This is a genomic window from Streptomyces sp. NPDC043908 (assembly GCF_056435525.1).
The window spans coordinates 400,588-413,177 of the sequence record NZ_JBWKEI010000004.1 but is presented as its reverse complement, the minus strand read 5'-3'; the positions used below and the strand labels follow the sequence as shown (position 1 = coordinate 413,177).

At 73.6% G+C, this 12,590-nt stretch carries 11 protein-coding genes; 5 read left to right on the top strand and 6 right to left on the bottom strand.

Going from position 1 to position 12,590, the window contains the following annotated elements:
• Positions 1-339: 339 nt before the first annotated feature.
• Positions 340-774, bottom strand: coding sequence for an alternative ribosome rescue aminoacyl-tRNA hydrolase ArfB (arfB, locus tag AC069K_RS12550; protein WP_358831538.1), 435 nt, complete (start codon positions 772-774; stop codon positions 340-342).
• A gap of 180 nt (positions 775-954) precedes the next feature.
• Between arfB and AC069K_RS12545 the strand changes: the two genes are divergently transcribed.
• Together AC069K_RS12545 and AC069K_RS12540 are read left to right on the top strand one after the other, a co-directional pair.
• The gene (locus tag AC069K_RS12545; protein ID WP_101388906.1) at positions 955-1,530 is read left to right on the top strand and encodes a TerD family protein; all 576 of its coding nucleotides are present in this window, start codon (positions 955-957) and stop codon (positions 1,528-1,530) included.
• 448 nt (positions 1,531-1,978) lie between these two features.
• Entirely contained in the window at positions 1,979-3,484 is a 1,506-nt protein-coding gene (locus AC069K_RS12540; RefSeq protein ID WP_478615253.1) for a M4 family metallopeptidase, read from the top strand.
• 53 nt (positions 3,485-3,537) lie between these two features.
• Here AC069K_RS12540 and AC069K_RS12535 read toward each other — a convergent pair whose 3' ends face one another.
• Both AC069K_RS12535 and AC069K_RS12530 read right to left on the bottom strand, forming a co-directional pair.
• On the bottom strand, positions 3,538-4,941 hold the full coding sequence (locus AC069K_RS12535) for a M1 family metallopeptidase (RefSeq protein WP_478615083.1): 1,404 nt from the start codon (positions 4,939-4,941) through the stop codon (positions 3,538-3,540).
• 158 nt (positions 4,942-5,099) lie between these two features.
• The gene (locus tag AC069K_RS12530; RefSeq protein ID WP_478615250.1) at positions 5,100-5,690 is read right to left on the bottom strand and encodes a GlcG/HbpS family heme-binding protein; all 591 of its coding nucleotides are present in this window, start codon (positions 5,688-5,690) and stop codon (positions 5,100-5,102) included.
• 328 nt (positions 5,691-6,018) lie between these two features.
• Between AC069K_RS12530 and AC069K_RS12525 the strand changes: the two genes are divergently transcribed.
• Both AC069K_RS12525 and AC069K_RS12520 read left to right on the top strand, forming a co-directional pair.
• The gene (locus AC069K_RS12525; RefSeq protein WP_478615247.1) at positions 6,019-7,146 is read left to right on the top strand and encodes a sensor histidine kinase; all 1,128 of its coding nucleotides are present in this window, start codon (positions 6,019-6,021) and stop codon (positions 7,144-7,146) included.
• Positions 7,143-7,769 (top strand): response regulator, encoded by a 627-nt coding sequence (locus AC069K_RS12520; RefSeq protein ID WP_478615080.1) that lies wholly within the window; start codon positions 7,143-7,145, stop codon positions 7,767-7,769. The genes AC069K_RS12525 and AC069K_RS12520 overlap by 4 nt, the downstream gene beginning before the upstream one ends.
• A gap of 479 nt (positions 7,770-8,248) precedes the next feature.
• Here AC069K_RS12520 and AC069K_RS12515 read toward each other — a convergent pair whose 3' ends face one another.
• The gene (locus AC069K_RS12515) at positions 8,249-9,406 is read right to left on the bottom strand and encodes an NAD(P)-binding protein (protein ID WP_365100365.1); all 1,158 of its coding nucleotides are present in this window, start codon (positions 9,404-9,406) and stop codon (positions 8,249-8,251) included.
• Between the two features lie 111 nt (positions 9,407-9,517).
• On the opposite strand from AC069K_RS12515, the gene AC069K_RS12510 reads away from it, so the two are divergent.
• On the top strand, positions 9,518-10,186 hold the full coding sequence (locus AC069K_RS12510) for a pentapeptide repeat-containing protein (RefSeq protein ID WP_358831543.1): 669 nt from the start codon (positions 9,518-9,520) through the stop codon (positions 10,184-10,186).
• A gap of 59 nt (positions 10,187-10,245) precedes the next feature.
• On the opposite strand, the gene AC069K_RS12505 is transcribed toward AC069K_RS12510, so the two are convergent.
• A complete protein-coding gene (locus AC069K_RS12505) occupies positions 10,246-10,749 on the bottom strand; it encodes a hypothetical protein (protein WP_365100636.1) in 504 nt (167 codons plus the stop codon).
• 253 nt (positions 10,750-11,002) lie between these two features.
• The gene (locus AC069K_RS12500; protein ID WP_478615076.1) at positions 11,003-12,400 is read right to left on the bottom strand and encodes an NAD(P)/FAD-dependent oxidoreductase; all 1,398 of its coding nucleotides are present in this window, start codon (positions 12,398-12,400) and stop codon (positions 11,003-11,005) included.
• Positions 12,401-12,590: the final 190 nt, after the last annotated feature.

Genomic DNA, 12,590 nt, shown 5'->3' with positions numbered 1-12,590 from the left:
TCAGGGGGCGGTGGGTGGTTGGTCGCGTCGTTTCCCGCGGCTCTGGGGGTCTTGGGCCGAGGGCGGTTCTCCGGGTGCGGTGGAGTACCTCAGGGGCGCGGGGAACTGCGCGACCAGCCCACCACGGTCCGCAGGCAAAAGAGGGGCCGGGGCGCAGCCCCGCAAGCGGGGCGCGGGGGCCGCAGGCCCCGCCGAGAGGGGTGGGGCCGAAGGTCCCGCCGAAGCGGGTGGGGGGCGCAGGTCCCGCGAGGGGGGTGGGGGCGCAGGTCCCGCCGAAGGGGGTGGGGGGGCGCAGGTCCCGGCGAAGGGGGCCGGGGTGCTGGCGCCCGGGAGGGTTGGTTACCAGTCGCGGCCCGTGCGGCCGCGTTTTGTTTCGCCTCGGGCCTTCTTCTCCCGCAACCGCCGCTCATTGATCCCCCGGGGAATCCGCGTCGCCCGCCGAGGCTTCGGCGGCGGCGCGGTCGCCTCGGCCAGCAGCGCCGCCAGCCGTACCGCCGCCGTCTCCCGGTTGCGCCACTGCGACCGGTGCTCGGAGGCCCGGACCGTCACGACCCCACCCACCAGCCGCGACTCCAGCCGCGCCAGCGCCCGCTCCTTCCACACCTCCGGCAGCGCCTCCGTACGCGCGAGGTCGAAGCGGAGCTCCACCTGCGAGTCGCTGGTGTTGACGTGCTGCCCGCCGGGCCCGGAGGACCGCGAGAAACGCCACATGAGCTCGGCCTCCGGAAGGGAGACGGAGCCGCGGATGAGGTAGGGCCCGGACATGGGCTCCATGGTCCCCCGCCCGGCGCGCCGCGTCACCCTCTTTTGCACGGCACCCGCCCGTCCGCACTCCGGCAAAGAAAGTAAAGACAACTGGAACCCGGCATGCCCTGCCGACGTTAAGAGGGATGACGGTAGCTTCGGGAACGGCCGTAGCCCGCACATCACGACGTACGACGAAGGGGACTTCCCATGGCTGTAAGCCTGTCCAAGGGCGGCAACGTCTCGCTCACCAAGGAGGCCCCGGGCCTGACCGCCGTCACGGTGGGCCTCGGCTGGGACGTCCGCACCACCACCGGCACCGACTTCGACCTCGACGCCTCCGCGATCGCGGTCAACCCGGCGGGCAAGGTCTACTCGGACGCCCACTTCGTCTTCTTCAACAACAAGTCCACCCCGGACCAGACCATCGTCCACACCGGTGACAACGTCACGGGCCAGGGCGAGGGCGACGACGAGCAGATCAACGTCAACCTGGCCGGCCTCCCCGCCGACGTCGACAAGATCGTCTTCCCGGTCTCCATCTACGACGCGGAGAACCGCTCGCAGAACTTCGGCCAGGTCCGCAACGCGTTCATCCGCATCATCAACCAGGCCGGCGGCGCCGAGATCGCGCGCTACGACCTGAGCGAGGACGCCGCCACCGAGACTGCCATGGTCTTCGGCGAGCTGTACCGCAACGGCGCGGAGTGGAAGTTCCGCGCGGTCGGCCAGGGGTACGCCTCGGGCCTCGTCGGCATCGCCCAGGACTTCGGCGTCAACGTCTGAGCCTCCGCTCCGGCACCGGCCCGGCACCGGCCTGAGCGCCGCCGCCGGCACCCGCGCCTGAGAGAACGACCCCCGAAGCCCCCCGCGCCCTTCGCGCCGGGGGCTTCGGCGTGCCCGCGCCCGGTACCCGGTTCCCACCCCCGCGAACCGCACGTTTACCGGACACCCCGCACCCCCTGACGGACACATTCCAGTCAAATACTTGTCGGTACCCTGTCAAGAACCGGTCATCCGCTGGCACGCTCACCCCACGCACCACACGCAGATGCGCCCCACGCACCTGCGCCCAACTCCTGTGCGGACACCGCCCGGACGGGCCCCACCCGCACGGGAGCCACCCACTCGCACCACCCCCCACCGCGCACCCCCACCGCGCAACGGATCGAGTGAAGGAGACCCCTCCGTGAGAACTTCCCTGCGTGCCGCCGCACTCGCCGCCACCGCCGCCATGGTCGTCGTCGGCGTCCAGTCGGGCACCAGTGCCGGAGCCGCCGACCGCGAGGCGGGTGCAGGCGCCCGCGTGCTCGGTGTGGCCGAGCGCGCCGGCGCGCTCCAGGCCGCCCAGGCCGCCGCGCCCGCCACCGCCCACCGGCTGGGCCTCGGCGCCAAGGAGGCCCTCGTCGTACGGGACGTCGTCAAGGACGTGGACGGCACCGTCCACACCCGTTACGAGCGCACCTACGACGGCCTGCCCGTCCTCGGCGGCGACCTCGTCGTCCACGCCAAGAAGGACGGCTCTTTGAAGGGGGTCAGCAAGAGCATCGAGGCCCGGATATCCGTCGCCACCTCCGGCGCCTCCCTCAAGGCCGCCCCGGCCCACGCCCGCAAGGTCGTCTGGGCCGCCGGCGGCAAGCCCGTCCTGGCGTACGAGGCCGTCCTCACCGGCACCCAGCGCGACGGCACCCCCAGCGAGCGCCATGTCATCACCGACGCCGCGACCGGCGCCGAGCTCTACGCGTACGAGGCCATCGACACCGGGACCGGCACCAGCGAGTACTCCGGCAAGGTCACCCTCGGCACCTCCAAGTCCGGCACCACGTACAGCCTGACGGACGCGGGCCGCGGCGGGCACAAGACGTACGACCTCAAGCACGGCTCCTCCGGCACCGGCACCCTCTTCGCCAAGTCGGTGGACACCTGGGGCGACGGCACCCCGCAGAACCGTGAGACCGCCGGTGTGGACGCGCACTACGGCGCCGCCGTGACCTGGGACTTCTACAAGGCCGAGCTCAACCGCAACGGCATCGCGGGCAACGGCAAGGCCGCGTACTCCCGCGTCCACTACGGCAACGCGTACGTCAACGCCTTCTGGGACGACAGCTGCTTCTGCATGACGTACGGCGACGGCGCGAACAACCTCAAGCCGCTCACCGCGCTCGACGTCGCCGGCCACGAGATGAGCCACGGCCTGACCGCCGCCACCGCCAAGCTCAACTACAGCAAGGAGTCCGGCGGGCTCAACGAGGCCACCAGCGACATCCTCGGCACGTCGGTGGAGTTCTTCGCCAACAACGCCAGCGACCCCGGTGACTACCTCATCGGCGAGAAGATCGACATCCGCGGCAACGGCACCCCGCTGCGCTACATGGACAAGCCGAGCAAGGACGGCCAGTCGGCGGACTACTGGTCGAGCACGGTCGGCAACAAGGACGTGCACTACTCGTCCGGCGTCGCCAACCACTTCTTCTACCTGCTGTCCGAGGGCAGCGGCGCGAAGGTGATCAACGGCGTCAGCTACAACTCCCCGACGTCCGACGGCTCCAAGGTCACGGGCATCGGGCGGACCAAGGCGTACAAGATCTGGTACAAGGCGCTGTCCACCTACATGACGTCGACGACCAACTACGCCAAGGCGCGCACCACGACCCTCCAGGCTGCGGCCGACCTGTACGGGGCGAGCAGCACCGAGTACAAGACGGTGGCCGCCGCGTGGACCGCCGTCAACGTGAAGTGACAACGTGAAGTGACACACCGGTAGGCCGGTCCGCCGGCACGACCCGCCCGGCTCTACGGGGACTTGGGCTTGCCCTCCCCGTAGAGCCAGGTGTCCCACAGGTCCGTCAGGGCCTCGTCGGACCGCTCCTCCACGAACCGGACGAAGTCCTCCGTGGAGGCGTTCGCGTGCCGGTACCGCTTCGTCCAGCCCTGGACGAGGTCGTAGAACGCGTCGTCCCCGACGGCCCGGCGGATCCGGTGCACCACCATCGCGCCGCGCTCGTACACCGGCTTGTTTGAGATCCGGGCGGCCGACGGGGGCTCGGCGGGCGGGAAGTCCCACACCTCGTCGTCGTCCGGCTTGGCATACACCTCGTCGAAGTGCGCCTGGGCGGACCTGCCGCCGTGGTCCTCGCTCCACAGCCACTCCGCGTACGTCGCGAAGCCCTCGTTCAGCCACATGTCCTTCCAGCGCCGGGGCGTCACCGAGTCGCCGAACCACTGGTGGGCGAGCTCGTGGACGAGGGTCGTGGTGTCGAGCTGGTCGGCGGGGATCACCGGCCGGTTCTGGGTCTCCAGCGCGTACTCGGCCGATCCCTCGGGCGCCACGATCACCCCCGTGGAGGAGAAGGGGTAGGGACCGAAGTTCTGCTTCCCCCAGGCGACGATCTCCGGGAGCTGCCCGACCACCTCGGCGGACTCCTTCGCCGCGGCCCGGTCGACCGCGGTGTGGACGGGCAGTCCCGCCACCGTGGTGACCGGCTTCAGGTCGTACCGCCCGATCGCCACCGTCGCCAGATAGCTCGCCATCGGCTCCCCGGTGTGCCAGGTGAAGGTGGTCCGCCCGTTCCTGGTGACCGTCGAGGCGAGCTCGCCGTTGGAGACCGCCGTGAACCCCTCGGGCACGGTGACCGCCAGGTCGTACGTCGCCTTGTCGGCGGGGTGGTTGTTGGACGGGAACCAGCTCATCGACCCGGCGGGCTCGCCGAGCGCGAGCGCGCCGCCGCCGGCGGGCCGCAGCCAGCCCTCGTGCGAGCCGTCCTGGTCGGTGAGGGTCCTGGGGGTCCCGGAGTAGGCGACGCTCGTACGGAACCGCTCCCCCTTGCCGATCTCGTCCGCCGGGCGCAGGGTCAGCTCGCTGCCCGCCCGGTTGGCGTCCGCGCGCTCGCCGCCGACCGTCGCCGACGTCACCTCCATCCCCGCGAAGTCGAGGTTGAAGGCGCTGAGGTCGCGGGTGGCGCGGGCGTCGAGGGTGACGCGGCCGGTGAGGTGGCCGCGGGCCGGGTCGTAGTCGAGGACGACGCCGTAGTGCTCGGCGTCGTACCCGCCGTTGCCCAGCCTGGGAAAGAGCCCGTCCCGCAGCCCCGCCGCCCCCGGCTTGCCCTCCACCCCGCCCGTGCAGCCGCCGAGGGCGAGCAGGACGGCAACGGCGGAGAGGGCGAGCCGGCGACGTCGTATCGCGCTGCGGTGATCCACACGGCGATCCTACGGGCGGGGGCGCGGGGGGCGTGAGGATGCGGGGCGGAGGGACCGTTTCGCGCCAGGTGGGGTGGGTGCTTGCGCTGGGCGGCTCGATTGGCGGGATTGCCCGGTCGGGGGGCTCCATGCGTCCGGGGGCTGCTGGGCCCGGGGGGCTACTTGGTCAGTGCGGCGACGCCCGCCTGGGCGAACTTCTCGTCCAGGTCGCCGCTGGGGGCGCCGGCCACGCCGATGCCCGCGATCGGGGCGCCCTGGTCCCGTACGGGCGCGCCACCCGCGAGGAAGAGCGTGCCGGGGATGTCCTTGAGCTGGGGCGCCTGGGCGAGGCGGCCTGCCAGCACGGACGTGGGGGCGTTCCAGGAGACGGCGGTGTACGCCTTGCGCCCGGCCGACTCGTACGACTGCGGCCCGGCGCCGTCGCCGCGCAGGGTGACCACGGTGTTGCCGTTGCGGTCGACGACGGCGACCGAGACGCGCTGGTTTTCCTTGCGGGCGGCGTCGAGGGCGGCGGTGGCGGCCCTGGTCGCGGCGGCGACGGTGAGGTGGGTGGAGTGGGTCAGGTCGCGGTCGCCCGCGTCGGCGCGGGGGGCGGCGGGGGCCCCGGCGGCGGGGGCGGCGGCGCTGGCGCCGACCGCGCCGAAGGTGCCGGCGGCGAGGGCCGTGGCGGCGAGAGCGCCGACGAGGAGCTTCCTGGTGGGCCGGAAGCCGAGCGAACGGGAGGCGTTCCGGCCCGTGCCGGAGCCCATGTCCGCGCCCGTGCTGGTGCGGGTCATGGTGCTCGTGCTCGTGTCCTTGTTCGTGTCCATGCTCTGGTTCGTGTCCATGCTCTGGTTCGTGTCCATGCTTCGATCGTGGGCCCCGGGAGGCCACCGCCCGGTCGGCGCACCGGCTGGTCCCCGGGGGCGGACCGGTCGACCCGGCCGTCATCCGATCGGCTGATGCGAGGGTGGCCGGACCGGGTGAGGATGAGTACGAATACGTACGTACGCGCAGGTCAGGAGCCGGTCAGTGGAGGCAGCGGCGGAGCGGTGCGGCGAACGGCCGGCGGCCGACGAGCGCTGGCTGCCCGCGGTGATGCACGCCGCCTTCTTCCTGCTGCTGGGCGCCTCGCTCGCGCGCTTCCTGATCCGCCACCCCGGCGACGGCCGCACCGCGTGGATCGTCGCGCTCTCGGCCGCCCTGGCCGCGCTGTACGTCCTCGGCCCCGCGCTGGGTACGCGGCTCACCCCCCGGCGGCTCGGCTGGCTGGGGGTGGTGGTGGCGGTGTGGATGGTGCTGGTGGTGCTCGCGCCGAGCTTCTCGTGGTGCGCGGTGCCGCTGTTCTACACCGGGCTGCGGACGCTGCCGACGCGGGCCGCGCTGGTGCTGGTGGCGCTGCTGACGGCGTTCGTGGTGGCCGCGCAACTGACGCTGGCCGAGGGGATCGACCCCAACCTGGTGGTCGCGCCGCCCGCCGTCGCGGCCGTCGCCACCGCCGTCTTCGTCCATATGCAGCGCCAGGGCGACCGGCAGCGCCTGCTCATCGACGACCTGCTGCGCACCCGGCGCGAACTGGCCGCCACCGAACGGCGCGAGGGCACGCTCGCGGAGCGCCAGCGCCTGTCCATGGAGATCCACGACACGCTCGCGCAGGGCCTGTCGAGCCAGCAGATGCTGCTCCAGGCGTCCGAGCGGGTGTGGGAGTCCGACCCGGCGGCGGCGCGCCGCCACGTCCGTACGGCCGAGTCGATCGCGGAGCGCAACCTGGCCGAGGCGCGCCGCTTCGTCCACGACCTCGCGCCCGCGGAGCTCGCGGCGGGCGGCAGCCTGCCCCAGGCGCTGCGGGCGCTGGCCGCGCGGGCGGCGGCCGAGTCCGGCCTGGACGTACGGCTGCACGTCGACGGGGTGCCGGTGGCGCTGCCCGACCGGGTCGAGTCGGCGCTGCTGCGGATCGCGCAGGGGGCGCTGGCGAACGTGACCGAGCACGCGCGCGCGGCCACGGCCGCGCTCACCCTCACCTATCTGGGTGACCAGATCGTGCTGGACGTGGCGGACGACGGACGCGGGTTCGCGGTCGCGGGCGTGGGGCCTCGGGGCGGCCGGGGCCACGGGCTGCCCGCGATGCGGGCGCGGGTGCGGCAGCTCGCGGGGACGCTGACGGTGGAGTCGGCGCCGGGCGAGGGCACGGTGCTGTCGGCGGCGATCCCCCTGGAGGAACGGTGAACGCGGTGGTGCGGATCCTGTTGTGCGACGACCACGCGGTCGTACGGGCCGGGCTGCTCGCCCTGCTCGGCAGCGAGCCCGACATCGAGGTGGTCGGGGAGGCGGGCAGCGGCGAGGAGGCGGTCGCGGCGGCGGCCCGGGTACGCCCCGACGTCGTGCTGATGGACCTCCAACTCGGCCCGGGCATCGACGGAGTCGAGGCGACGCGGCGGATCGCGGGGACGGGGGTACGGGTGCTCGTCCTGACGACGTACGACACGGACGCGGACATCACGCGGGCGATCGCGGCCGGGGCGACGGGGTATCTGCTGAAGGCCGAACGCCCGGAGGGGCTGTTCGCGGCGATCCGCGCGGCGGCCCAGGGCCGTACGGCGCTGTCGCCGCCGGTGGCGAGCCGGGTGATGGAACGCATGCGGGGTACGGGCGCGCCCTCGCTCACCGACCGCGAACTGGACATCCTGGCGCAGCTGTCCCGGGGCCTGGGCAACCGTGAGATCGCGCGGGCGCTGTTCATCAGCGAGGCGACGGTGAAGACGCATCTGGGGCGGATCTACGAGAAGTTGGGGGTGGAGACGCGGGCGGGGGCGGTGGCCCGAGGCAAGGAGCAACGCCTCCTGCCGTAAGCCCCCTTCCCGGGCTGCGCCCAGCCCCCTCCTTCCGCCTGCGACCGGGTGGCGACCTGGCCGCACAGTTCCCCGCGCCCCTTCGGGCCAGGGGTTCGTCTGCGGGTCGTGGGCGGCTGGTCGCGCAGTTCCCCGCGCCCCTCAAAGCCTGTGGCTGAGCCGACTGTTCCGGCTGCGGCCGACCCCCTAGGGGCGCGGGGAACTGCGCGACCAGCCCACCACCACCCGCAGACAACAACCGGACCGGCACCCTTCCAGGGGCGCGGGGAACTGCGCGACCAGCCCACCACCGGCCGCCAGACGAAGTCCGACCCAATAAGGGGCGCGGGGAACTGCGCGAGCAACCCGCCACCGGCCCGCAGACGAAGTCGGAGCCCTGAAGGGGCGCGGGGAACTGCGCGGGCGGTCACAGACGGACCCCTGGCCCGAAGGGGCGCGGGGAACTGCGCGAGCGGCCGCAGACGGGCCCCGGGCAACCGTCACGCCGCCGCCATCCGCAACCCCCGCACCGCCCCCACCCCCGCCTCCACCCCACTCGCGAACGCCACCTCCGACAGGACACCGGGAGCCGCCACCTGGTCGCCCGCCAGGAACACCCCGTGGCCGCGGTCGATCGCGGGGCGGTCGCGCCACGTGGTGCCGGGCAGGTCCACCGCCCCCGTGCGCCCCGCCGCGAGCGCGTCCCGCCGCCAGGTGAGCCGCTGGCGCCACCCCGCGAACGCCGCGTCCAGCAGCCGCTCGCCCCGCGCGACCCCGTCCGCCTTCGACTCGTGCGGCGCGATGGGGAACTGCGCCTGGAGGAGCTGGTGCCCGGCCGGCGCGAGCGTACGGCCCGCCGCCGTGAAGCGTTCGATCCAGCCCGGGGTCTCAAGGTCGGAGACGACGAACGGATCGCCCCGCCGGCTGGTGAGCCCGACGTCGAGCAGGACGGTACGGCCACTGGTCCAGCGCAGCGAGTCGTCCCCGAGCAGCCGGCGCGCCGCGTCGAGGGAGGTCGCGACGACCACCGGCCCGTGGTCGTCGGGGAGCGCGTCCACGCGCGCGGTGGTCTCCACGTGCACCCCCAGCTCCCACGCGCGCGTGGCCATCCGGTCGACCAGCGCGCCCCACCCGCCCACCGGATAGCGCGCCTCGGGCGGCAGCGCGGCCGCGCGGTGCAGCCGCTCCTGGACGAACGCGGCGGACAGCGATCCGGGGTCGTGGTGGAAGAGGGCGACCGCCGCGTAGTTGGCGGCGGCCCGGGCGGCCTTCGCGCCGACGATCCCGGCCGCCCAGGACGCGAAGTCGCTGTCCACGGGGGCGCTTTCCGGACTCTGCCGGGCCAGCTTCAGCAGGGCCAGAGGCGGAGTGTGCCGCAGCGAGCCGTCCCAGTGGAAGCGGAATCTGGCGGCCTCCAGCGGCGGTACGGAGGCGACCGGCCCCAGCAGGCCCCGGCGTTTGAGCCAGGCCCAGTGCGGGCCGCCGTTGTACAGCGCGTGCGGACCGTCGTTGGTCAGGTACGGGCCCTCGGCGGTGCGCGCGCGTCCGCCCAGCGTGTGGTGCGACTCGTACAGGTTCACCCGGGCGCCGGACTCGGCGGCGGTGATGGCCGCGGTGAGCCCGGCGAGGCCGCCGCCGATGACGGTGATCCGGTCCATTCTGCTCTCCTGTCGCTGTGCGGGCACTCATCGTTAGAGACGGAGAGAGGAGGGTGGAATGTGACAGGTAGGGGTGGGTCGGTTGTCAGTGGCGTGGTCCAGCATGGAGTCATGGCGAAGAGGGCGAGCGAAGTGACGGCGGTGCGGCGTCCGGAGGTCCGGCTGCCCCCGCTGGCACCACACGGTCCGGCGGAACTGGAACCGGAGGGTGACTACGACGGCCTGGAGTTCCGGAATCTGGACCTGTCGGGCCAGGAGGGCACCGGGGCCCGCTTCATGGACTGCGGGGTGTTCGGCTGCGTACTGGACGGGACGCGGCTGCCCGGGTCCCGTCTCATCGACACGGTGCTGTCGGGGGTCCGGGGCGTGGGGACCGACCTCTCGCGCGCGTCCCTGCGCGATGTGGAGGTCCACGACGTCCGGATGGGTGGTGTGCAGCTGCACGGCGCGGTGCTCGAACGGGTGCTGATCCGCGGCGGAAAGATCGACTACCTCAATCTGCGCGACACCGACCTGCGGGACGTGCTCTTCGAGAACTGCGTCCTGGCCGAGCCGGACTTCGCGGCGGCCCGGCTCGACCGGGTGGCGTTCGCGGGCTGCGAGCTGCGCGGCGCGGACTTCACCGGCGCCCGGATGAAGGACGTGGACCTGCGCGGCGCCTCGCTCCTGGACATCGCCCGGGGCGTGGACCGTCTGGCGGGCGCGGTGATCACACCGTCCCAGCTGGTCGACCTGGCACCGGCGTTCGCGGCGCAGGTGGGGGTGCGGGTGGTGGCGTGAGGTCCGGGCCCGGGTGCGGGTGCGGGTCCCGGTCCGGGGCCGGGCCCGGGACCCGGCGCCTAGTCCGTCAGGCGCGGGAAGCGGGACTGAAGGGTCCAGATGACCGGGTTCTCGGCGAGGTCGTCGTGCATGTCGCTGAGGTCGGCGATCACGTCGTGCAGGAAGTCGCGGGCCTCGCGGCGCAGCAGCCGGTGGCTGAAGGTGAGCGGGGGCTCGTCGCCGGGCATCCAGTCGGCCTCGACGTCGACCCAGCCGAAGCGGCGCTCGAAGAGCATGCGGTCGCTGGACTCGGTGAAGTCGATCTCGGCGTACTGGCTCCGGGAGGAGCGGCTGCCGCGCGGGTCGCGGTCGAGCGCCTCCACGGTGTCGCAGAGCGCCCAGGCGAAGTCGAGCACCGGCACCCATCCCCAGGCTGTGGACACCTCGCGGTCCGCCTTGGTGTCGGCGAGGTAGACGTCTCCGCAGAAGAGGTCGTGGCGCAGGGCGTGGACGTCCGCGCGGCGGTAGTCGGTCTGCGGGGGGTCGGGGAAGCGGTTGGAGAGGGAGTAGCCGATGTCGAGCACGCTCGATGGTCCCACGCCCGGGAGACGCCCCCCTGCCGCAGCCCCCTTCACTGGCGGCCGCGCCCCGGGGGGCGCGGGAAACCGCGCGGGCGGCCGGGCGGCCGGGTGGCCGGGTGGCCGGGCCAGCGGACCCGGCGGCCAGGAGGCGCCCTCCTGCCACAGCCGCTCCCCGGCCACCGGGCCCCGCAGGGCGCGGGAAACCGCCTGGGCGGCCGGGCGGCGCCGGCCCCCGGCACGGCCGCTCCCCAGAACGTCAGTGCCGGCCCGAGATCCGGTCCGCCACCACCGCGATCCGGTGCGTTTCGGCCGCGTGCGTGGTCAGCTCCCGGCGGTCCGCCTCGCGGTACGCCGCGTACATCCCCCGCACCCCCGCCCACCGCAGCGGCTCCGGCTCCCAGCGGCGGACTTCGTGGCCCACCCACGGCAGCGCGGTCAGCTCGGTGGGGCCGGCCTGGCCGGAGTCCTGCTGGACCAGGTCGCGCAGGGTGCGGGCGGCGAGGTTGGCGGTGGCCACGCCCGAGCCGACGTAGCCGCCCGCCCAGCCGAGGCCCGTCGAGCGGTCGAGGGTGACGGTGGCGCACCAGTCGCGCGGCACCCCCAGCACCCCGGACCAGGCGTGCGTGACCGCGACGCCCGCGAGCTGGGGGAAGAAGCGGATCAGGACGTCGCGCAGGGCCTCGACCGTCTCCGGCCGCGTCCGGCCGTCGTTGTCGGTGCGCGAGCCGAAGCGGTACGGCACCCCGCGCCCGCCGAGCGCGATCCGGTCGTCGGCGGTGCGCTGCGCGTACATGTACGCGTGCGCCATGTCGCCCAGCGTCTCGCGGCCCTCCCAGCCGATCGCCTCCCACAGCTCCGCCGGCAGCGGCTCGGTGGCGATCATGGAGGAGTTCATCGGCAGCCAGGTGCGGCGCAGGCCCTTCAGGGACGCGGTGAACCCCTCGGTGCAGCGCAGCACGTACGGCGCGCGGACCGTGCCGTACGGAGTGACCGCGTGCTTGGGGCGTATCTCGGTGACGGGGGTCGACTCGTGGACGGTGACGCCCAGCGCCTCCACGGCCGCCGCCAGCCCCTTGAGCAGCTTGACGGGGTGGACGCGGGCGCCGTGCGGGGTCCAGGCGGAGCCGACGGCCCCGGCGACCCGGACGCGCTCGGCCGTCTCCCGGGCCCCCAGCAGCAGCCGGTCCTCCTCCCCGAAGGCGAGCTCGGCGGCGTGGAAGGCCTTGAGGCGGCCCAACTGGGCGGGAGTGTAGGCGACTTCCAGCACACCGCCCCGGTGTATGTCGGCGTCGATCGACTCCTCGGCGGCGGCCCGCACGACCTCCCCGACCGTGTCGTTCATGGCCCGCTGGAGCCGCACGGCGGCCTCGTGGCCGTGCAGCTTCGCGTACCGGTCGCGGCCCGCGATGCCGTTGTAGAGCCAGCCGCCGTTGCGGCCGGAGGCGCCGTAACCGCAGAAGCGGGCCTCCAGCACGGTGATGTCGAGGAAGGGCACGGCCTTCTTCAGGTAGTACGCCGTCCACAGGCCCGTGTAGCCGCCGCCGACGATGACGACGTCCGCCGTCGCGTCGCCCGTCAGGGGCTCGCGCGGGGTCGGGATGCCGTCCTGCGCGTACCAGAAGGAGATGCCGCCGTTGATCGTCCGCGTGCTCATGGGCCTTGTTGGTACACCGCCGGACGAGCCCTGTCCAGATACGGAATCCGCAGCTACGGAAATCCCCGGCTGTGGAATCCGCGGCTAGGGGAAGCCGGGGCAGGGCCGGGCCGTGGCGCACCGCTCGCCGCGGCACGCCCCTCGCCGAGGCAGGTCGTGGACCGGGGCACGAGGACGCGCCCGGCCCGGA